The organism is Bacillus cereus group sp. MG1 (assembly GCF_040460035.1).
Classification (GTDB): Bacteria; Bacillota; Bacilli; order Bacillales; family Bacillaceae_G; genus Bacillus_A; species Bacillus_A cereus.
Genome location: NZ_JARVGY010000001.1, coordinates 3,943,911 through 3,962,202, shown reverse-complemented (window position 1 = coordinate 3,962,202; position 18,292 = coordinate 3,943,911). Strand labels below are relative to the sequence as shown.

Here is an 18,292-nt window from a genome sequence, read left to right as displayed (position 1 = left end):
TTATTCGTTTAGCTGCTACATCTGTCCTGTTATAATAAATGTAACATTGCCATTCGAAAAAAGTGACTTGTCCCCAATACAAGTTGCTTTTTTCTTTTTATTTTCAAAGGATTATTTTATTCAAAAACACATTCTAAATGTTCGTTGTATTCTTCGGTTAATTCCCATTCAGAATCATGTACCATGCTATTGCATACAATAACGCCATATTCAATATCTAACTCGTCTGTTAAATAACCATAATGTTCCCCATCGAAGAAAATAGCTATGATTCTATCGTTACATGAAAACTCTTCTTGAAATTCTCTTTTTGCTACTTGCTTCGGTTTTAATGTATTAAATAACTCATGATATTTCATTTCTTTCTACCCCCTGCATAAAACTCAACATCCCGTCAATAATATATATATATCTAGAATTACATCCCTGATTGGAGCAGTTAGCTTTTGCTAGCTGCTCTTTTATTTATTCCTGAATAAAAATTTAGATTTTACAAATACTATAATCAGCCTACACATATATGTAGGAGACCCCATGAATGGAGCAATTAGCTTTTGCTAGTTGCTCTTTTATTTCTTTCCTGCTCTTGCCTCTTAAAGAATTCTTTAACTGCGCTTTCCCAATAAGTACACATATCTATTTCCCCCTTGAATAAATCCATAGACCTTGTCCATACTATAAATACACTTGAGTTCTGAACTTCCTTCTTAATGCTTTTCTGGAGAGCAGTTAGCTTTTGCTAGCTGCTCTTTTTTGTACAAACAACTTTCATTACAAAAGTGCATATATTATTTTGAGAATGCCGTATTTCTTCAAAAGCATAAATTCACTTCGGGAAAGAGCACTGTTCGAAGGTGCTTTTTCTTATGAACTTTTTCAACAAAATGAAATTTTTGTTTAGTTTTTAGATTTATATTCTTTATGTAAATCAGCTAACGCATGGAATGTATTGTTTTGAATTAGCCTTAAAATTTCAAATGATTCATGTGGTGTTAGTCCCTCTTCTTCAACTAATCTCGCTAAACCAGTTATTATTAATTGCTGACCAAAACTATTTTGATTAAATTCAACTTTATTCATTTTCCATTCCCCTTTTCTATTAAAATGAAGTTTTTATATTAATTACTTTCTTTCCTCATAATCCAATTCAACTTCATAAGTACCTGGTCCAAAATTCCTATTTGATTATTCACACCGTCACGATATTCTTCACTATGAATTCTCGAAAAGCCATTTTGGATCCGTTTTAAACCTGATTTTCTACGTTCTAAATCAGTAATAAGCTGTTTAATTTCTTCAGATTTCAAACCGCACATCCTTTTCTAATAAAATAGCGTTTTTGTTGAATTTTTATTGAGTTTACATTGACCTTTTGTTGATTTTTTCTTCACATTTAAAAGAAACAAACATATGGATATTGTATGTAGTCTCTGCGCTCATAGAGATCTACCTTTCTTATTAAAGAGCATGCTTATATGTGTGCTCCTTTTCGCTTATTATGAAATATCGTTTGGGTTAAAACTCCAACTCGTATCGTTTCTTTAATGACAGGCTCCATAAATTCACATAAGGAATACAATATTAAAAATTTACTCATGAAAATCTGATTACAACTTTTGGGATTTTTCTGTTTCATGAGACATTCATCTACCTTATTGAGAGCACATATACAAGTGTGCTCTTTTTATTAATAAAACTAATTCAAATAACTATTTTGTATTGTCTGCTTTAATCTTTTGTTTAGTCCACTCTACAACTACTCTTCTAGATTGAAACCAGTGTACATTACACGTAGAACAAATATATTTAGTGCAAGTTTCAACATAATTAACCGTCTCTAACTTATTCCCACAATTTAAACAGTGTTGGGCCAATGTATTCATCTCCTTTTCTCTCAAATAACGCTTTTAATAAAAATTAGTTGAAACAACAACTGTCGGCTCTACAGATACTTTTATTAACTTTCTATAGTATCTTTCTCCATTGATTTCAATCGATGTTTTTCTTGCTCCCTTATATAGCGTGTCTAAACGCTTAAAATCACTTTCAGAAATTAACTTCCAAACAAACACATCATCCATCGATTCTTCAACATTTCTAGTATCATAACGCTCCCATTGCCAAAACATTTCCGATAGCCAATCATCTAAGTCAGAATGCGTTGTAAAAATGTACGCTTCATCACCGCAGTCGTCTTCTCTGAATACAAAATAGTACTCCGTTAATATGCTAGTGCCTTTTCCTTCTCTTTGAACGAACTCTTTAAAAGCTTCCCAATTACTTTTCAATCCGCCCCAATCTAAACTTCTCACCATTCTATTCCCCTCCGTTTTTGTACAAAATTCAAATTTTATACCATTTAATTTACTTTTATTGCATTTTTTTGAATAATCATGATATTATTTATTTATAAAGTCATTACGACTTTACCCTTATACAATGAGCCATGAGCCTTCACAACTCATGGCTCTTTTCATTACAAACTTCACTTCAAATCTATACGTGCTTGACTTGCTTCTCTACTAAAACCATCTGGATATCTTTTAGCTAATTTTTCGATATTCATTTGAGCGATATCTTCTAAGGTATATCCCATTTCGTGAGACATGATCGAAATGTAGTACAAGATATCTCCCAGCTCTAAAGCGATTTTATGCGTATTCCCTTCTTCTTCTCCTGGACAATGAGCTGGATCAAATCCATGACCATGAAAAATAGCTTTTTTTACAATATCAGCAACCTCACCAGATTCTCCCGAAAGCCCTAATGCTGCATTTAAAACACGTCCACCAAAATCCTGATTTGTATTCCATGTACGTAATGCCGCTTCTTGATATTGATCTAATTCACAAATTTGATTGTTGCTCATAAAGGCTTGTCCTTCCTTTGATTTACTGATTAATTTAGTTACTTCCATAACGCTGTTTTTCATTGCTTTCATTTTGATTTCCCCTTCCTATTTAGCAAATCCCTAATCCTATCGGACGATTTTCAATTAAATACTTATCAGCTTGATCTATTACAAGAAGCGCAACTTCCGCTTGGTGTCTCCTTAACGCTTTTGCCATCTTTGGTAAGCTCATACCTTGACTCCACATTTCACGAAAACGAACTACATCTCTTTCATCCCAAATGAAGTTAGCCTCTTCTAAAGCAATGTATACCTTTAAGCGTGATTCCTTCATCGCTTCATGATTTCTTGCTACACTCATAAGCGAACCTACTTTCTAAAAATGATTATTTTATCTTTTCAGTAAACTTAGTATCCACACGATCAACTTTACCGTTTACCCAAACTGCAACTTGCTCACCGAATCCGCTCATTGGTGGATTTACTGCCGTTACATTTCCATCCTTCACTATTAAAAGTTTGTTGCTGCTAACATCAATTTCTATTTTTTTCATATGTCCCTCTCCCTTTTTACTACCGCATGTACTCGACAACATCAGGTTTGAATCCACTTCCTAAGTAAATCCGTACCGGAATTATTTCTTTTTTATCCCTTGCTGCCTTACACAATTCTTCAGCTGTATCCCAATTAAAAAACTTATCTACAGCTCGCTGGAATCTCCAAATTGCCATTACATACTGTTCAAAGATGTCATAACGATCATCTTGTTTAGTTGTACGTGGTAACTCATCCGTACACTTTGCATTCTTTGGAACTTGGACACGTACATCTGCATATGTAACTCGTCCCATTCCTCTTTTCACATTTGCTTTCATTACATCAAATTCACAAATTGCTGGCTCAACATCGAAAATATTCAATTGTTTAGCCATGTTCCTTCACACTCTTTTCAAGAGAGTTGAGTAACTCAAGTGCCCCTTCCTTACTCAAAAACATTCGGCCACCTAACAATTCGATGTTGGAATCAGGTACTTTACCCGTAACAAAGCATGACTTATCCTGTTTTCTTAAAACAATGTTTTCCCCTTCAACATGAAAGCCTAATGCTGTACCTTCAGCAATCCCTAAAGTTCTGCGTAACTCTACTGGAATTACCACACGCCCTAGCTCGTCCACTTTTCTTGCAACACCTGTGTTTTTCATATCTTTCTCCCCTTTGTTAACTTACTTTTTGTTGTTGATTTCGTTGCAACTCTTGTTTCATTGATTCAAATTTGATTAACCATGCTTGCCAACGCTTATCATTTTCTTCTTGCTGCTGTATTGCTACTTCACAATTACAACCTTTCGTTTCAATCACACCTGGATAAGTTTCTTTACGAATAATTCCTGTATCATGACATAATACACACATGCTTTTTCCTCCTTTTTATGCTTCTATAAACCTTTGTAAACGTTGCTTCGCTATCTCTCTTCTATAACTAGCGGCTTCATTTTTTACAGTTAGACTTGTTTCAACCATTCGGTCATATGAACGTTTTCCAACTTGGTTTTTCAGCTCTTTTGGTTCTAAATTACTTGTATATAAAGTAGGAAGTTCTTTTCTATAACGACCATCAATAATATTGAACAATTTTTCTTCTACCCATTCCGTAGTTTTTTCCGCTCCGATATCATCTAATATAAGTAAGTCGCATTCTAAAAGAGCTCTCATAATCTGCGTTTCGTTCTCTTTATTTTCACTGTTAAACGTACTGCGAATACGTTGTAATAGCTCTGGAACACTTTGAAATACTACAATGTATCCTTTTTGAGAAAGTTCATTAACAATTGCGGCTGCTAAGTGTGTTTTGCCATTACCAGGATCTCCCCAAAGCATTAACGATTCTCCGTTCCATTCTTTAAATGTCTTCACGTATTTCACTGCGACTTTATAAGCTGTCTCTGATCCGTTTCTATCTAGAAATGATTCAAATGTACTTTTCGAGAATCTTTCTCCTAAATTACTGATACTGAACAGCTTTTCTATTTCTCGTTTCTTAGCAAAGTTTTGAGCTTCACGTATTTTTGCTTCTTCACGTTCTACAACACACTCACATGTAGGAAGTATTTTATTTTTAATACGTAACTGCGGAACTTCTACAGTGATTGCGGAAATATATTTATTACAGTGTTCGCATGTATACCCTTTTGTTTCTTCACTACAAGCCGATGTATTCACTATCCGAGTCATCACTCTTTCGATTGATTCCGACACGTTTTTTCACTCCTTTTTTAGGTTGTTGATTTAAATACTCTTCAAATTTATTCCCAAATAAAGTAGAAGGTCTTAAGTATTGGTTGTATTCTTCATTTTCAATCCAATGTGAGGCTTTGATATCAATTACTTTTTTGAAATCATCCATATTAAAACCTTGATTAAACCGAGCTTTAATTAAATCTCTAGTTTTCTTGGTTGATACTCGATACGAAGTATTACAAGTTTGGTTGAGATAGGTTACTATCTCGACAATATATTTATTAATATCTTTTTCTAATTCTAATTCTTTTTCTAATTCTTCTTCTTTGTCCGTTTCATTACTGTTACCTGTAACGTTACAATCGTTACCACCAGTTAACAGCGCTTGTTTTTTTCGTTCTCGATGTGCCGCTACACGTTTCTTTGTATCTTCTCGAATCTTATCTAGACCTGTTAAACTCTGATGTTTACCCCAATTCGATATACTAATAAATTGTTTATCATCAATCTCGATCATCCCAAATTGGTTAAACGTTTGTAGAGCATAACGTACGGTTTGCAATGGTCTATTAAAAATAGTAGCTAGCATTTCTTCTGTATAAGGAATGTTTTCATTTAAAAAGATGTATCCGTTAGCGTTCGTTTTTCCAGCTTGAGCAAGTAATTTAATCCAAATAATGAGTAAAGTGTCCGCTTCAGGCATGCTTTCAATTAATTTTATTTTTTCATCCTCAAACATGTTTGTAGTTAACTTGATCCATTTAACTTCTGACAATTTATTTACCTCCTTGTACAAACCGCCACATATGCTTGTCCACTTTTAATAATTCGTTGAATTTCATAATGCGGATAACCAACTTTGAAATACTGTTCAATCATTCGCTTTAATTCATATTTACTTTTTGCTAAGTCCCAGAACTTTTTAGGTAATAGCACTTGATATTCAATTGAATGCATGTACTATTTCCCTACTTTCCGTGGTATACTTATAGCAACTTGTTTTTTCGAAAGGACCCACTGCCATGGGTCTTTTTATTTTGTTTCACATCACTCCAAGCCCATTGTTTTATTGGCTCGTAAGTGATGTAAAGCAACCATGAACCACATGCGATTAATATTGCAAATATGACTAATGACGTTGTATCTTCCACTAGATCACCTCCTTATTGTTCAGATATCCATTGCAACAAGAACTCTTTCACTTGTTGAGCTGGGAAATACCATTTCCCCCCTACTTTGTGTTTCGGAAATCTAGGATCAAAAAAGAATGTTTTTTGAATGGTATTCCATCCCATACAAGTTCTTCGTTTTAATTCGTTAGCGTCCCAATATACTAACTCAGCATCGATTTTTTTAACCTTTTCCGAGATTTCTGCTAGATAAAGATTTCTCACTTCTTTTTCATCGACTTGAACACTAATCATTTTCATATCTCCTTTTCTGTAAAATTGAATTTTAGCTGTTAAGAAATATAATCATCTAATGCACTAGGTCTTTCTGGCGGATACCATCCTGCAATAAACCTCATAGCATTTTGATAATATTTCCTTGGGATTTTATCGTATTTAGCTACACCAAAGTGCCTTTTTAGTGCACCATAGATTCCTTGATACGATGCATTGTCATAACCTTCTTTTTTAAGTTCAAAAACACGTTGTTTTACTTTTCGCTGCACAGCTCCCTTGTTTTGCTCAGTAAGCCATAGTTCGTTATCTACTAGAAGTTTCATTTTGTTCATTTCTTCTTCTGTATGATCCTGTCGTGATTTTATTTGTTTAAGTTCAGTCATACTGTAAATGATTGAATCTTCAACGGAAGGTTGCTGCTGTTTTTGAATATGTTCTTTCATTCGTTTAAACTCTTCTAAGAATTTAACTTTCATTTTCATCGCTTCAATTGTTGTATAAGACATCATTATCATTGCAAATCCGTCTTCTGTTAGATCGTATTTTGATCTCCACTCTTTCTTAGCGTCGTAGTATCCAACCGGCGCAATGTTGCGTTGGTTAAATTCAATTTCTCCAGCATCATTAAGTTTTTCTACATGTTTTCTGATGTCTCTTAATACATCTGAATGACGTTTCCCTAAAACTTCAGCTAGTGTTAAGCTGTCAGTTATCACTTCATTTTCTTTCATAAAGACCAACTTGCTAACTGGATGTTGCACAACTTGTAATTGATTCATTTTCTTTCCTCCTTTATTATCTTGCGGTCAAGTAAAGCTTACCTACAATGACCTTAGGTCAAGTTTGTGATATTTAAAAAATGACCTCATCCTACTAAGTCATCCATTGTTGTTGATAAAGCGTTTGCTATTTTTTTTAATGTTTCAATCTTAGCTGATTTAACACCTAATTCTATCTTCGAAACCATACTCTCACTGATTTGTGATAGTTCAGCAAGTTGTTTTTGCGTAAGTTTTTTACTCGTGCGAAGTTCTTTAATGTAATTCCCTTTTATTTTCATCGGTTTCACCTCTCGATTACATTTTCATTGTACACCCAACATGACCTATGGTCAAGTATTTATTTAATTTTTATTTTTTAAAACAAGAAATGGACTAGTGGTCAAGTTTTATGTAGAATATATATTATAATTGACATAAAACAAAACCATTAAATAATACACATGGAATAGCATTTTAAAAAAGGGGAATAAATTATGTTACCTATACTATCCATTAGGATAAAAGAACTAAGGAAAGATAAAAAATGGTCTCAGAGAGAATTAGGTGAAAAGGTTGATGTCAGCGAGTCATTCGTTTCAAAAGTTGAATCTGGAAAAAAACAACCTTCAAGAGAAGTAACCACAAAGTTTTCAGAAGTATTTAATGTAACTACAGATTATTTGTTAGGGAGATCGGAAGACCCTGAACTAAATGAAGAAGAAGACAAAGTTGTCTCTGAAGAAGGAAAGAATATCATGTCATTAATTGAGAGTCTTCCAGAGGATGAGCGAAAGAAAGCTTGGGAACAATTAGAAATGTATGTTACTTACATGCAAAATAAAAAAAATAACTAATCAAAGAAGACTACCTCATACGGCAGTCTTCTTTTTTATGTATTTGGTTTATCTTTATATGATTCGTCAAGGACGATCTTTAAAATGTCCTCCGCCTTTGGATTCCCCTGTTGTAAACCTAATTTCGCAGCTATTCTCACTAATTGCTCTTTCGTCATTCCTAATTCCCCCTACATCCCTTTTGTATATTTTTGGAATTAATTACTTTTTTACCTCTTTCCCCAAAAAGGAAATTTATCCGTAAAATACGAATGACACCGCCAGTTAAGACGATGTCATTTTTGATTTATATTTAATTAAACGAAACAACTCAACTGGTAATTTTTACCAGCCGCCACCCGGGTCCGTCATCATGCGTTGAACGACAGGATTAGATGCCTCTTGTTTGTTAACTGTTTGCTGGTTATCAGTAGAAAAAGTGAACAACCCTGCTACTAATAAAATTGGTAATAAAGCTAATATTTTTTTCAATGCTTTCACCTCTTCTTTCGAAGATAATTATACCATTTTTTCATAGTAAACCCAAGTAAATTTTAGGTAATTGCGAATAATGGATATTACCAGACTTTTGGCACATCAATAAGGACTTTCGTAGTAGATGTTCCTTCTCTTCCCCTTCACATGTAAGAGCGTAGTATGTCGTTTGGATATCTGTCCATTCTCCATTTTTCTCTTTTAAGTCTAATAAAATTTTTTTAGCGCCTAAAATATCACCTTCAAGTATCTTTGAGTATGCATTTTCGCTTGGATGTACAAACTCTAGTGTATCCAAATCTCTTTGATAATGAATTTTCAAGAACGATATGGTTTGTTGGATGAGTTCCCATTTGATTTTTAAACCTTTACAAGAAGGTTCTCCTAATAATTCTAATGTCGTTTCTAAATAATGTTTAGCGCTTTCGTATTTTTCAGGTTCAAATATCAATGATTCTCCAATTTTTAAATATGCATTTAACTTGGGAAGTGAGAAGTATCCATCCCATTCTAAATCAGAGAGTATTTCTTGACACTTTGAACGAGACTCAACTACTTCCCCGCCTTGTAAAGAAGTTACTGCTATAGCTTCTTTATATCTTAACAACAAACATTCTTTTATAAATTTATTTGTTATGTCATTTATTTTTTCATTAACCGACTTCAGTCTTTCATATAACGTTTTATAATTTCCGGATTGATATTGAGCCTGACATAATAAGATTTCTGTCAGAACTTCCATTTCGATTGTTTTAACGTTTTTGTTTTTTTGGCGTAATAATTTGAAATAAGCTGAAGCTTTTAAGCCTTCATGATATCTTCTATAAATAATTTCATATACTTCAGCAAACTCTTTATTTTCAGTGACGTCAGAATTAATCTCTTGTTCTATAACTACCTTCAATAAATCGAATTTCCCTCTGATAGCTAAGTCTTCCATAGCTTCTCTTAAATTTTCAGGTTTAGGATCTGTATTTAGGATATAATCAGTAACAACTTTCGCTTGTGAAAACATACTCTTCTTTAATAAAATAAGCGTCTTCGAAAGATATCCGAAACTAATATCGTTAGCTCCTTTAAAAACTTTGGTCACAGTAGCAGGCTTCACTCCCCAATAATCAGCTAACTGCTTCTTCTTAAATCCAGCTACATACAATTCCCCTTCAAGAACATTTAAAACCTTCCACACTTTTTTGTTCCTCCCTTTTGGAACAAAGACGCTTCGCTCTTTTCTCAACTTTAAAAATAGGAATTTAATACCATAGTAATGATTTAGTAATATCGGCATGTTATAATGTAAGTGTTACTCGTGAAGTAACCGAAAAGAGACTTATGGCAGATGTTCCCCTTGTGAGTCGGGCGAACGGTACAAGAGTGTTCGCTGCACTACTTGTACACGCTGTGAGTCTTTTTTTCGTTCCGTTTATTTTAATGTTTTCATAATACCACATTTTTCCCAAAATTCAGTCGTAGAGTTATCTGATAAATATTGAGAAAGTTAAAAAATGACTTTGTATCAACGTTTCTCAATTGGTGTAAAAATAAAATATGCAATGTTGCATGGAACGTATTAAGACCTCATATGCATATTTTATCACAAAACCGAACTTTTGTTCTATATTATTTCAGAATGAAAATAGATTTACTATCAATATACTATAAATGACAATAAATCTATCATTTATAGTATATCAATATGTATATAATTATACTTGTACTATGAAGACATTTAGTGAAACTTTAAAATCGTTAAGAAAAAGTCGTTCGTTAAGGCAAGAAGATTTAGCTCACGAACTAAACCTCAGCAGAAGCCAAATAAATAATTACGAAAATGGTTTTTCTGAGCCTGATCTCACTACATTATTTCGCCTCGCTTCCTATTTCAATGTGACGCTAGATGTACTTACAGGACGCATTGATACTTCGGTTGATGAAATGTTACATAATACGTTACTCGGCGTTCAGAAAACATATGGGGTGTTATCTGAACATCAAAGAAAAAACTTCTGTAAGCAACTAGATTATTATGTGCGTTTCCTTGGTGAAAATAATGAAATATTATGATTTGATTTCATCATAAAAGAAATCATTTCCAATTTCAAATTGTAAAATTTTCTTCCTTTTACAATTTGAAGGAGAGAGGGGAGTATTCCTCTCTTTTTTTATTTTTACATTAATTAGGTTGTCATGATATTATTCTAATTAAGTTCGACAGTGACATATCCCACATTAGACGATATGTCATAAATATAAAGGAGGATATCATATGGCAACTTTCAGAAAACGGGGCAAAAAATGGGAATATCGAATCCGATATGTCGATAAAACTACAGGTAAGAAAAGAGAAATTAGTAAAGGTGGATTTGATTCAAAAAAAGAAGCTACCTTTCATGCTAATGAACGAGAGCGCCAATTATTTCACGGGATGGCTGCGGACGGAAAAAAAATTCTATTAAGTGAATATTTAATTGAGTGGTTAGAAACTTATAAAAAAGGAAAAGTGGGGCAAAGCACTTATCTTCTCAATAAAAGAAATATTAATCAGCACATCATTCCGTATTTTCAAAACATCAAATTAGCGGATATGAATAAAATCGAATACCAAAAATTTATTAATCACCTTATAAACAAAGGTTATTCCAAACGAACAGTAGAAATTATTCACTCAACAATGTCAAATGCGATAAAACGTGCTATAGATTTAGAAATGATCTACAAAGATTTCACGAACAGAATTCTAATTGCTGCGGATCGTTTCAATCAGCATTCAAAAAAAGGAAACTATTTAACAAAAGAACAAGTATCAAAATTATTGAATGCGGCCCATAAAGATAAAATTCTGTACTATACATTAATTTATACCTTGGTGGAATCTGGTATGCGTAAAGGTGAAGCGACAGCATTAGAGTGGGATACAAATATTGATTTAGATAACAAAATGATTCACATTGATAGAACTATAAATTATCATGCTTATACTCCTACAGGACAAAAGAACAGTAAGGACTTAATAGGCAAAACGAAAACTTATGATTCTGTGCGTTCAATTACTATTTCGGATAGACTTGTCTCTGTGCTTAAAACATTTAAAACATATCAAAATGAATGTAAACTAAAACTTGGCGCTAAGTATGATAAAACCTTTGATTTTGTGTTCACAACTTCAGGAAAACCGATACCACATTCCACATTAAAAAACGTTTTAGATCGTATTTTAAAAAATGCTGAAGTACCTAAAATTCCTGTTCATGGATTAAGACATACTCATGCTGTTCTTCTTTTAGAAGCTGGAGTAGAAATGAAATATATCCAGGAAAGATTGGGGCATAAAAGTATAGAAATTACTTCTAATATTTATTCACATGTCACACCTAAAATAATTGAAAATGAACAGAGCAAATATGAAGCTTATGTGGGGCGAGAATTTGTTTTTTAAAAAAAGCGGGGCAAAAGCGGGGCGTTTCAGTTTTTTTAGACAAATCACCTTCCTTCGTCACCAAAAAAGAAACCCGTTAAATCCTTATATACCAACGGGTTTCGGATTTAACCCAATTACTTTTAAGAGGCGACAAACTATTTATGGTATTTGCCCTAAATACACATCCCACTCCCAATCATTTAACCCTTTCGACTGTTTATTTTCCATTTCAATGAAATGTAGGCGGGGAAAGAGCAAAAAAAATATTGATAATAGAAACAGACATACAATCATTTCTATTAATGAAAAACCAAATTCTAATTTATTTTTTCTCCTACATAAAAGCATTGTTCCATCATTCTGTCTTTCACATCTTTCCACATGGTACAAACTTCATTGCCTCCCCAATATGTGTAATACACAATTCCATTTATATTCTTTTCTATTATTCGCTTTTCTTCATTTCCATACATATATATAGCTGCTTCTTTTTTTAATAATCCAGTTGCCTTATAACGAATTTGTATATTTTTTCTTTCTTGCATAACTAATACTGTTTGCGGTAGTAGTAACGATACAGCCATCATTAAAACACTTAACGATACAATCATTTCAGCCATTATGGATCCTTTTTGACATTTCACGATACGTAAATCTCCCTCTTCCAAGCTGAAATACAATTTCATATTTATAATTTCTATACGAAATTATAATCGTACCACCTCTATTAATATTTCCACTTGGGTTATATGTCATCGGATTTGGAAACGTATGCAAATCAATTTGTATATCTTCTTCATACTCTCGCTTGACGATATAATACTTTGTACCTGACTCTTTTATAGCATACATATTTCTATCTTTATGCCAACGTAATGTGTAGTGCTTTTGATGGTTTATCGCTAATTGCTGCATATACAAAATATCATTTGAAAACTGTCTCAAAAATTGTTCAACTTTTTGTCGCTCGTATAAGGAATGAACACTAAAATACGTAACTATACTTAATACAGAAATAACAAATAAAACGAGTAACATTTCTAAAAAAGTAAACCCTTGTTGTTTCACAATGCCCTAATTGATACTGTGCCATCATCTGATATATGAATAGATTCGCCATTCGGACACTTATCAGTTGTAATATACTTTTCATCTGCCAGTTCTTTTAACGATGGAATTTTATTATGTTGTAATTGATATACTTGTATTTGCGCTTCTATAGATTTCACGTAAGCTGCACACCCTTTTCCTTGGACCGATGAACGCTGTGTAACTACATTTGGAATAATTAATAGTAATAATATAGTTATGACAACCATTACTAATAGCATCTCTAACAGAGTAAATCCTTCCTCATTCTGCATACAAATGCCCCCTAAATAGAATTCATCATTTGAAACATCGGCATAATCATCGCTAAATACATAAGGACAACGATTCCTCCAATACATGTAAATAAAATAGGCTGAATGATAACTAACATATGTTTAATTTTTCGTTCTATCTTTTCCATAATAAGATCGCTATAGTCACCTAATTCAATCCCTAAATTGCCATTTGCTTGTCCATGCGTAATAACATAAGAAAGTTCTTTCTCGTAATACCCACTTTTAGCAATGATAGATTGTAACTGTTCTCCTCCAATTAATTGTCTTTCAATCCGATTCGCTTCATATTGAAAGAACGGATGATATCTTTGCTCCATCATTATTGTTAAAGCTTCGCATACTGATAGTCCACCATTTAATAAACCACTCAACTGAGTAGCAAAATAATGTGAATGCTTTAAAATAAGAAATGTTTTGATGAGAGGAATACGAAGCATGATTTTTACCTGTCTAATATGTGGAAGTTTCCTAAAATACAACATGTATAAACTACATCCAATAATAACAGTTAAAATAGCGGTTAAAATAATGTATGGTAGCAGTTTTATTGCACTTAAAATTTGTTCTGTAAGTAGTGGTGTATTAGAACCGAACGAACTATAAACCATTTCAACCTGAGGTAATAAAATGAGGTTAAAAATAAAAAGCATGATTAGTAGAAAAAACATCAAGAACATAGGATACTGCATTATTTTCATCATGTCTCTCCTATACTTATCTTTCTTATAAAGAAGTACACTTCCTTGTTGCAAAGCAAAAGAAATATCACCATGTTGCTCGGCATAAAATAGATAACTTAACATGTCCTGATGAAACTTTAACTGATGAAAAGAATCGTGTAGACTTTTCCCATCTTTTAACCCCTCAATCATGCGCTGCAATTGTACTTTCTTTTCTACAGGTAATTGAAACTGTAAAAATTCTAATGCTTGTAAAAGAGAGTAGCCTTTTTCTAATAATTCTCCTAAACGTTTCAACAATACTACTTGATCACTTAAACTCCAAGTTTTCTTAAACATAAACATCTTCTTCTAAAAAACCTAAAGCATATCCTTTTCGTATTGACGATTCTAAAGTCTCATGTTTGTAAGTAACACATTCTCCATCTGCTTCTTTAAGTGCTTGTTTTAACTCATGTCCATATAGTAGCTCATAAATGCTTGCTTGCCTTACTTGCCTCATTGATTTACATAAAGTTGAGCACTTTCCTCTGCAAAACGGACACTTCAATTCGACAAGTCGCTGTGCAGCTACAGCCAATAAAGACTGTTCAATCTCTTGCCTCGTTATACCATAATCCATGAAACGAATGATTGCTCCTTTCGCATCATTCGTATGCAGCGTTGTCATTACTAAATGTCCTGTCAAACTTGCTCTTATAGCTATTTTTGCTGTTTCCTCATCCCGGATTTCACCGACTAAAATAATATCTGGATCATGACGTAAAATAGCCTTTAATCCTGTTTCATATGTGAGACCCGCTTTTTCATTTATTTGAATTTGTAATACATCGTCACTTCTTTTTTCAACCGGATCTTCAAGTGTAATGATGCGACGTGTTTTCTTTTTTCTAATTACTTCTAATAATGCATACATTGTCGTCGTCTTCCCAGATCCAGTCGGTCCAGTAAACACGAGTAACCCCTGTGAATAGCGTAAAAACGAGAGTAGTTTTGCTGCCGTACTTGGAAATAACGAAAGATGTGATAAGGGCTGAACAGATGCTTGTAAATGAAGGCGAATAACGAGACTTTCTTGATATACTGTTGGAAGTGTTGAAAGGCGTAAATACACTTCTTGTCCATCAATTTGCAAATACAACGAACCATTCTGTGGCTTCCGTTTCTCTCCTATGTCCATAGATGCTAAAAATTTGAAATGTGAAACGAGTTTTTCTCCAAACTCCTTTTCAATACACTGTCTCGTCATTAAATCTTTTCCTATACGTAGTTGCACTGCTACATCCTTCTGCCGGGGCACAATATGTAAATCTGACGCTTGTACCCTACACGCTTCTTTTAAAATTGTATTCGCAAAAATTTCAATCCCATTCATCACTTTTCCCTCCTCACTATGTATATAGCATGAAAACATGCGCAATAAAAATTTGGACTTTTGTATTTTCAATAGAGGGAAAAGGAAAAATATGTTTGTGAAATTATGAACAATTTCCGAATTATTGTCTGAAATTACCTATAATAATGTTTATCTGTATTATAATGTTATTATCTTGGATAAAGTGATAAAGGTGGAGATCCTCATGGAACAAGCTTTAAAAATTACAGGTGTATTATCTGACCCAACTCGTTATTACATTTATAAATATATTTCGCAAAAACATAGTTACGTAACGGTACAAGAAATTGCAGATGAATTCGATATTCATCCAAACGTAGCGCGTTTACATTTATCTAAATTAGAAGATGTTCATATGCTAAAATCGGAAACGAAGAAAACTGGAAAAGGCGGAAGACCGAGCAGATTATATGTCTTATCTGAAGATGTTATCCAATTACAATTTCCATTCCGTGATTATCAATTGTTAGCAAGAATCGCATTTAATTCTTTACTTAGCCTTGGCGCTGCTGGTGAGAAAGCGCTATACGAAACAGGAAAACAATTCGGAGCTGAATTAATGCAACAACATATGCAACGTTTAAATGTGAGTGAAGATGCTTTAACAGTGGAACAAAAAGTTCAAATTGCAAAAGAAGCTTTCTCAACAGCTGGCTTATCACCTGCATTTGAATTAAGTGCAGATGGAACAAAAATTTTCTATGATGTACACAATTGTCCATTTAAAGAAGTTGCTGTTCATCATCCAACTGAAATTTGTAACATGCACGGAGATATGATGAAAGGAATTTTTGAAATCCTATTCCCTAACATGGAATTAACTCGAAATGATAGTCTATTAGATGGATGTAAATCTTGTAATTATAAACTAACAATTTAATTTCTCACATAAAAAGAAGCCAATAATAATTGGCTTCTTTTTATGTGAATGAATATTTACAATAGTAAGAAAAATAAACTATAATGAGGTGAGGTTTACTTTTTTTAGAAAAGGAGGGAGATGGCATGGAGCGCATGTTTCGCGTTCTCGGCTTTTGGACTGGAATTTTCTCGGTTATGTTTTACGTAGGGGATATGCAACAGACCGCACTACTATTTTTAGGACAAACAGGTTTCTTCGTACTTTTAAGCTATTTAAAATTAACAGAGCGTATGTATATATACGTATTTGGGGCATATTTAACTGTTTTCTTCATAGGATTTACATACTACACGACGTTTTTACTTGTCCCTGGGGCTGGACATTAAAAGATGGCATTTTGCCATCTTTTTTTAATTCCGGAATTTCCTAGTTGACTTATGGGTTTCATTGCCTTATATTCTATATAACAGATTGGAATTAGGGGGAATCAACATGAATACACTGCTTGTCGGAATTAACGTTGCAGTCATGCTCATTTTAGTTGGCGTATTATATTATATGCAACGTAAGCATGTATCTTTTAATAAACGTGTATTTACTGCTTTAGGAGTCGGAATTATATTCGGTCTTATATTACAATTTATTTATGAACCAACTTCTAAAATAATTATTGAATCAAATACTTGGTTTGGCTTAATCGGTAACGGTTATGTGAAATTACTTCAAATGATCGTTATGCCACTTATTTTAGTATCTATTATTTCAGCCTTTACAAAATTACAGTTAACGAAAAACCTTGGTAAAATCAGTGGTCTTATTATCGGAATTTTAATTCTTACTACAGGAATCGCTGCAGCTGTCGGTATCGCTGCAAGTGCAGGATTTGATGTATCTGCAGCAGGCTTGCAACAAGGTGATGCAGAATCTGCTCGTCTGAAACTAGTTGAAGAAAGATTTACTTCTATTGAAAAGACAACAATTCCAGATAAATTATTAGAGCTATTGCCTACAAATCCGTTTCTTGATTTAACAGGCGCTCGTCCAACATCAACAATTTCTGTCGTAATATTTGCAGCCTTTATCGGCATTGCCTTTATAGGTGTAAAACGAAAATATCCAGAACAAGCAGAACTATTTAAGAAAATGCTTGATGCTGTATATGCAATCGTAATGCGTATGGTAACATTAATTTTACGCCTTACTCCATACGGCGTATTAGCTCTTATGGCAAAAACAGTTGCTGGTAGCGATATAAATGCTATTTTAAAACTTGGTAACTTCGTGTTAGCCTCTTACGTAGCACTTATCGTAATGTTTATCATTCACTTATTATTAATTGCATTGTCTGGTTTAAATCCAATTCAATATTTGAAAAAAGTGTTCCCTGTACTAACTTTTGCATTCACATCTCGCTCTAGTGCTGGTGCGATGCCATTAAATATTGAAGCTCAAAAAGAAAAGCTTGGTATTTCCGAAGGAATTGCAAACTTCGCAGCTTCATTTGGGGTATCTATCGGACAAAACGGTTGCGCAGGTATTTATCCAGCAATGCTTGCAATGATGGTCGCTCCAACTGTAGGAATTGATCCATTACAACCACAATTTATTTTAACTTTAATCGCTGTTATCGCTATTAGCTCATTCGGTGTTGCCGGAGTTGGTGGCGGCGCAACATTCGCAGCTTTAATCGTACTATCTACAATGAACTTACCAATCGGTATTGTTGCTCTAGTTATCTCGGTTGAGCCATTAATCGATATGGGGCGTACAGCTCTTAACGTAAGTGGTTCTATGACAGCAGGTCTTATTTCAAGTAAATGGCTTGGTGAATTAGATCAAGATACGTACAATCAAGATGATACAAAAACTGGTGAAATTGCTTCATAATGAAAAAAAGACGCTAACATACAATTGTTAGCGTCTTTTTTATTCCGTTCCCTCTTTATAGATTTTATCTTGAGA

General features: G+C 33.5%; 31 protein-coding genes and 1 pseudogene. 6 read left to right on the top strand and 26 right to left on the bottom strand.

The features are described from left to right. Positions 1–116: 116 nt before the first annotated feature. The 17 genes from QCI79_RS20985 to QCI79_RS20905 form a co-directional block, all read right to left on the bottom strand. Positions 117–359 carry a hypothetical protein gene (locus tag QCI79_RS20985; protein ID WP_021727600.1) on the bottom strand — a complete coding sequence of 81 codons (243 nt, stop codon included), beginning with the start codon at positions 357–359 and terminating at the stop codon, positions 117–119. A 538-nt stretch (positions 360–897) separates the two neighbouring features. After that, positions 898–1,080, bottom strand: coding sequence for a hypothetical protein (locus tag QCI79_RS20980; RefSeq protein ID WP_021727601.1), 183 nt, complete (start codon positions 1,078–1,080; stop codon positions 898–900). 38 nt (positions 1,081–1,118) lie between these two features. Continuing rightward, a complete protein-coding gene (locus QCI79_RS20975) occupies positions 1,119–1,316 on the bottom strand; it encodes a hypothetical protein (RefSeq protein WP_021727602.1) in 198 nt (65 codons plus the stop codon). 591 nt (positions 1,317–1,907) lie between these two features. After that, on the bottom strand, positions 1,908–2,315 hold the full coding sequence (locus QCI79_RS20970; RefSeq protein WP_016090376.1) for a hypothetical protein: 408 nt from the start codon (positions 2,313–2,315) through the stop codon (positions 1,908–1,910). A 170-nt stretch (positions 2,316–2,485) separates the two neighbouring features. After that, positions 2,486–2,941 (bottom strand): nucleoside triphosphate pyrophosphohydrolase family protein, encoded by a 456-nt coding sequence (locus QCI79_RS20965; protein ID WP_021728086.1) that lies wholly within the window; start codon positions 2,939–2,941, stop codon positions 2,486–2,488. A 19-nt stretch (positions 2,942–2,960) separates the two neighbouring features. Continuing rightward, entirely contained in the window at positions 2,961–3,212 is a 252-nt protein-coding gene (locus QCI79_RS20960; RefSeq protein WP_000109496.1) for a hypothetical protein, read from the bottom strand. A gap of 25 nt (positions 3,213–3,237) precedes the next feature. Beyond that, complete coding sequence (locus tag QCI79_RS20955) at positions 3,238–3,405, bottom strand: DUF3954 domain-containing protein (RefSeq protein WP_000717826.1); 168 nt, start codon at positions 3,403–3,405, stop codon at positions 3,238–3,240. A gap of 19 nt (positions 3,406–3,424) precedes the next feature. Then, positions 3,425–3,784, bottom strand: a complete 360-nt coding sequence (locus QCI79_RS20950; RefSeq protein WP_021728087.1) for a hypothetical protein — start codon at positions 3,782–3,784, stop codon at positions 3,425–3,427. Beyond that, positions 3,777–4,055, bottom strand: a complete 279-nt coding sequence (locus tag QCI79_RS20945; RefSeq protein ID WP_021728995.1) for an AbrB/MazE/SpoVT family DNA-binding domain-containing protein — start codon at positions 4,053–4,055, stop codon at positions 3,777–3,779. Before QCI79_RS20945 ends, QCI79_RS20950 begins: the two co-directional genes overlap by 8 nt. A gap of 16 nt (positions 4,056–4,071) precedes the next feature. Next, positions 4,072–4,266 carry a hypothetical protein gene (locus QCI79_RS20940; RefSeq protein WP_021727623.1) on the bottom strand — a complete coding sequence of 65 codons (195 nt, stop codon included), beginning with the start codon at positions 4,264–4,266 and terminating at the stop codon, positions 4,072–4,074. A gap of 15 nt (positions 4,267–4,281) precedes the next feature. After that, complete coding sequence (locus tag QCI79_RS20935) at positions 4,282–5,085, bottom strand: ATP-binding protein (RefSeq protein ID WP_021727624.1); 804 nt, start codon at positions 5,083–5,085, stop codon at positions 4,282–4,284. Next, positions 5,054–5,866: a phage replisome organizer N-terminal domain-containing protein gene (locus QCI79_RS20930; RefSeq protein WP_021727625.1), complete on the bottom strand. Its 813-nt coding sequence runs from the start codon at positions 5,864–5,866 to the stop codon at positions 5,054–5,056. Before QCI79_RS20930 ends, QCI79_RS20935 begins: the two co-directional genes overlap by 32 nt. A 5-nt stretch (positions 5,867–5,871) precedes the next feature. Continuing rightward, the gene (locus QCI79_RS20925) at positions 5,872–6,048 is read right to left on the bottom strand and encodes a hypothetical protein (RefSeq protein ID WP_021727626.1); all 177 of its coding nucleotides are present in this window, start codon (positions 6,046–6,048) and stop codon (positions 5,872–5,874) included. A 29-nt stretch (positions 6,049–6,077) separates the two neighbouring features. Beyond that, positions 6,078–6,242 (bottom strand): hypothetical protein, encoded by a 165-nt coding sequence (locus QCI79_RS20920; protein ID WP_021727627.1) that lies wholly within the window; start codon positions 6,240–6,242, stop codon positions 6,078–6,080. Between the two features lie 12 nt (positions 6,243–6,254). Further along, positions 6,255–6,515 carry a hypothetical protein gene (locus QCI79_RS20915; protein WP_021727628.1) on the bottom strand — a complete coding sequence of 87 codons (261 nt, stop codon included), beginning with the start codon at positions 6,513–6,515 and terminating at the stop codon, positions 6,255–6,257. Between the two features lie 38 nt (positions 6,516–6,553). After that, positions 6,554–7,276, bottom strand: coding sequence for an ORF6C domain-containing protein (locus QCI79_RS20910; protein WP_021727629.1), 723 nt, complete (start codon positions 7,274–7,276; stop codon positions 6,554–6,556). 86 nt (positions 7,277–7,362) lie between these two features. Continuing rightward, complete coding sequence (locus QCI79_RS20905; protein ID WP_021727630.1) at positions 7,363–7,557, bottom strand: helix-turn-helix domain-containing protein; 195 nt, start codon at positions 7,555–7,557, stop codon at positions 7,363–7,365. 195 nt (positions 7,558–7,752) lie between these two features. Between QCI79_RS20905 and QCI79_RS20900 the strand changes: the two genes are divergently transcribed. Beyond that, the gene (locus QCI79_RS20900) at positions 7,753–8,112 is read left to right on the top strand and encodes a helix-turn-helix domain-containing protein (protein ID WP_021727631.1); all 360 of its coding nucleotides are present in this window, start codon (positions 7,753–7,755) and stop codon (positions 8,110–8,112) included. A gap of 35 nt (positions 8,113–8,147) precedes the next feature. Here the strand turns inward: QCI79_RS20900 and QCI79_RS20895 are convergent, their stop codons facing one another. The 3 genes from QCI79_RS20895 to QCI79_RS20885 all read right to left on the bottom strand — a co-directional run bounded on the left by QCI79_RS20895 (position 8,148) and on the right by QCI79_RS20885 (position 9,775). After that, entirely contained in the window at positions 8,148–8,270 is a 123-nt protein-coding gene (locus QCI79_RS20895) for a hypothetical protein (protein ID WP_021727632.1), read from the bottom strand. A gap of 166 nt (positions 8,271–8,436) precedes the next feature. After that, entirely contained in the window at positions 8,437–8,583 is a 147-nt protein-coding gene (locus QCI79_RS20890) for a hypothetical protein (RefSeq protein WP_021727633.1), read from the bottom strand. 40 nt (positions 8,584–8,623) lie between these two features. Beyond that, the gene (locus QCI79_RS20885) at positions 8,624–9,775 is read right to left on the bottom strand and encodes an AimR family lysis-lysogeny pheromone receptor (protein WP_021727634.1); all 1,152 of its coding nucleotides are present in this window, start codon (positions 9,773–9,775) and stop codon (positions 8,624–8,626) included. Between the two features lie 530 nt (positions 9,776–10,305). On the opposite strand from QCI79_RS20885, the gene QCI79_RS20880 reads away from it, so the two are divergent. Together QCI79_RS20880 and QCI79_RS20875 are read left to right on the top strand one after the other, a co-directional pair. Next, a complete protein-coding gene (locus QCI79_RS20880) occupies positions 10,306–10,650 on the top strand; it encodes a helix-turn-helix domain-containing protein (protein WP_021727635.1) in 345 nt (114 codons plus the stop codon). A gap of 202 nt (positions 10,651–10,852) precedes the next feature. Continuing rightward, positions 10,853–12,022 (top strand): site-specific integrase, encoded by a 1,170-nt coding sequence (locus QCI79_RS20875; protein ID WP_021727636.1) that lies wholly within the window; start codon positions 10,853–10,855, stop codon positions 12,020–12,022. 147 nt (positions 12,023–12,169) lie between these two features. Here the strand turns inward: QCI79_RS20875 and QCI79_RS20870 are convergent. The 6 genes and pseudogenes from QCI79_RS20870 to comGA form a co-directional block, all read right to left on the bottom strand. After that, positions 12,170–12,352, bottom strand: a pseudogene (locus QCI79_RS20870) (prepilin-type N-terminal cleavage/methylation domain-containing protein); the annotation flags it as partial. Further along, positions 12,322–12,624 (bottom strand): hypothetical protein, encoded by a 303-nt coding sequence (locus QCI79_RS20865; RefSeq protein ID WP_000829473.1) that lies wholly within the window; start codon positions 12,622–12,624, stop codon positions 12,322–12,324. The gene QCI79_RS20865 and the pseudogene QCI79_RS20870, both read right to left, overlap by 31 nt. Then, on the bottom strand, positions 12,617–13,072 hold the full coding sequence (comGD, locus tag QCI79_RS20860; RefSeq protein ID WP_000813142.1) for a competence type IV pilus minor pilin ComGD: 456 nt from the start codon (positions 13,070–13,072) through the stop codon (positions 12,617–12,619). The genes QCI79_RS20865 and comGD overlap by 8 nt, the downstream gene beginning before the upstream one ends. Next, the gene (comGC, locus tag QCI79_RS20855; RefSeq protein WP_001178686.1) at positions 13,069–13,368 is read right to left on the bottom strand and encodes a competence type IV pilus major pilin ComGC; all 300 of its coding nucleotides are present in this window, start codon (positions 13,366–13,368) and stop codon (positions 13,069–13,071) included. Before comGC ends, comGD begins: the two co-directional genes overlap by 4 nt. An 11-nt stretch (positions 13,369–13,379) precedes the next feature. Next, complete coding sequence (gene comGB, locus QCI79_RS20850; protein ID WP_000475193.1) at positions 13,380–14,411, bottom strand: competence type IV pilus assembly protein ComGB; 1,032 nt, start codon at positions 14,409–14,411, stop codon at positions 13,380–13,382. Next, entirely contained in the window at positions 14,404–15,447 is a 1,044-nt protein-coding gene (comGA, locus tag QCI79_RS20845) for a competence type IV pilus ATPase ComGA (RefSeq protein ID WP_001013180.1), read from the bottom strand. The genes comGB and comGA overlap by 8 nt, the downstream gene beginning before the upstream one ends. A gap of 205 nt (positions 15,448–15,652) precedes the next feature. Between comGA and QCI79_RS20840 the strand changes: the two genes are divergently transcribed. The 3 genes from QCI79_RS20840 (at position 15,653) to QCI79_RS20830 (ending at position 18,217) form a co-directional block, all read left to right on the top strand. Then, entirely contained in the window at positions 15,653–16,348 is a 696-nt protein-coding gene (locus QCI79_RS20840; RefSeq protein WP_000434125.1) for a helix-turn-helix transcriptional regulator, read from the top strand. Between the two features lie 125 nt (positions 16,349–16,473). Further along, positions 16,474–16,716: a DUF2626 domain-containing protein gene (locus QCI79_RS20835; RefSeq protein ID WP_000440721.1), complete on the top strand. Its 243-nt coding sequence runs from the start codon at positions 16,474–16,476 to the stop codon at positions 16,714–16,716. Positions 16,717–16,822: 106 nt separating this feature from the next. Further along, positions 16,823–18,217 (top strand): L-cystine transporter, encoded by a 1,395-nt coding sequence (locus tag QCI79_RS20830; RefSeq protein WP_001094330.1) that lies wholly within the window; start codon positions 16,823–16,825, stop codon positions 18,215–18,217. Positions 18,218–18,292: the final 75 nt, after the last annotated feature.

Bases quoted from the DNA above. Each gene is read 5' to 3' on its own strand.
- QCI79_RS20985 (WP_021727600.1), bottom strand. From the start codon at position 359: ATGAAATATCATGAGTTATTTAATACATTAAAACCGAAGCAAGTAGCA.
- QCI79_RS20980 (WP_021727601.1), bottom strand. From the start codon at position 1,080: ATGAATAAAGTTGAATTTAATCAAAATAGTTTTGGTCAGCAATTAATA.
- QCI79_RS20975 (WP_021727602.1), bottom strand. From the start codon at position 1,316: ATGTGCGGTTTGAAATCTGAAGAAATTAAACAGCTTATTACTGATTTA.
- QCI79_RS20970 (WP_016090376.1), bottom strand. From the start codon at position 2,315: ATGGTGAGAAGTTTAGATTGGGGCGGATTGAAAAGTAATTGGGAAGCT.
- QCI79_RS20965 (WP_021728086.1), bottom strand. From the start codon at position 2,941: ATGAAAGCAATGAAAAACAGCGTTATGGAAGTAACTAAATTAATCAGT.
- QCI79_RS20960 (WP_000109496.1), bottom strand. From the start codon at position 3,212: ATGAGTGTAGCAAGAAATCATGAAGCGATGAAGGAATCACGCTTAAAG.
- QCI79_RS20955 (WP_000717826.1), bottom strand. From the start codon at position 3,405: ATGAAAAAAATAGAAATTGATGTTAGCAGCAACAAACTTTTAATAGTG.
- QCI79_RS20950 (WP_021728087.1), bottom strand. From the start codon at position 3,784: ATGGCTAAACAATTGAATATTTTCGATGTTGAGCCAGCAATTTGTGAA.
- QCI79_RS20945 (WP_021728995.1), bottom strand. From the start codon at position 4,055: ATGAAAAACACAGGTGTTGCAAGAAAAGTGGACGAGCTAGGGCGTGTG.
- QCI79_RS20940 (WP_021727623.1), bottom strand. From the start codon at position 4,266: ATGTGTGTATTATGTCATGATACAGGAATTATTCGTAAAGAAACTTAT.
- QCI79_RS20935 (WP_021727624.1), bottom strand. From the start codon at position 5,085: ATGACTCGGATAGTGAATACATCGGCTTGTAGTGAAGAAACAAAAGGG.
- QCI79_RS20925 (WP_021727626.1), bottom strand. From the start codon at position 6,048: ATGCATTCAATTGAATATCAAGTGCTATTACCTAAAAAGTTCTGGGAC.
- QCI79_RS20915 (WP_021727628.1), bottom strand. From the start codon at position 6,515: ATGATTAGTGTTCAAGTCGATGAAAAAGAAGTGAGAAATCTTTATCTA.
- QCI79_RS20910 (WP_021727629.1), bottom strand. From the start codon at position 7,276: ATGAATCAATTACAAGTTGTGCAACATCCAGTTAGCAAGTTGGTCTTT.
- QCI79_RS20905 (WP_021727630.1), bottom strand. From the start codon at position 7,557: ATGAAAATAAAAGGGAATTACATTAAAGAACTTCGCACGAGTAAAAAA.
- QCI79_RS20900 (WP_021727631.1), top strand. From the start codon at position 7,753: ATGTTACCTATACTATCCATTAGGATAAAAGAACTAAGGAAAGATAAA.
- QCI79_RS20895 (WP_021727632.1), bottom strand. From the start codon at position 8,270: ATGACGAAAGAGCAATTAGTGAGAATAGCTGCGAAATTAGGTTTACAA.
- QCI79_RS20880 (WP_021727635.1), top strand. From the start codon at position 10,306: ATGAAGACATTTAGTGAAACTTTAAAATCGTTAAGAAAAAGTCGTTCG.
- QCI79_RS20875 (WP_021727636.1), top strand. From the start codon at position 10,853: ATGGCAACTTTCAGAAAACGGGGCAAAAAATGGGAATATCGAATCCGA.
- QCI79_RS20865 (WP_000829473.1), bottom strand. From the start codon at position 12,624: ATGGCTGAAATGATTGTATCGTTAAGTGTTTTAATGATGGCTGTATCG.
- comGC (WP_001178686.1), bottom strand. From the start codon at position 13,368: ATGCAGAATGAGGAAGGATTTACTCTGTTAGAGATGCTATTAGTAATG.
- comGB (WP_000475193.1), bottom strand. From the start codon at position 14,411: ATGTTTAAGAAAACTTGGAGTTTAAGTGATCAAGTAGTATTGTTGAAA.
- comGA (WP_001013180.1), bottom strand. From the start codon at position 15,447: ATGAATGGGATTGAAATTTTTGCGAATACAATTTTAAAAGAAGCGTGT.
- QCI79_RS20840 (WP_000434125.1), top strand. From the start codon at position 15,653: ATGGAACAAGCTTTAAAAATTACAGGTGTATTATCTGACCCAACTCGT.
- QCI79_RS20835 (WP_000440721.1), top strand. From the start codon at position 16,474: ATGGAGCGCATGTTTCGCGTTCTCGGCTTTTGGACTGGAATTTTCTCG.
- QCI79_RS20830 (WP_001094330.1), top strand. From the start codon at position 16,823: ATGAATACACTGCTTGTCGGAATTAACGTTGCAGTCATGCTCATTTTA.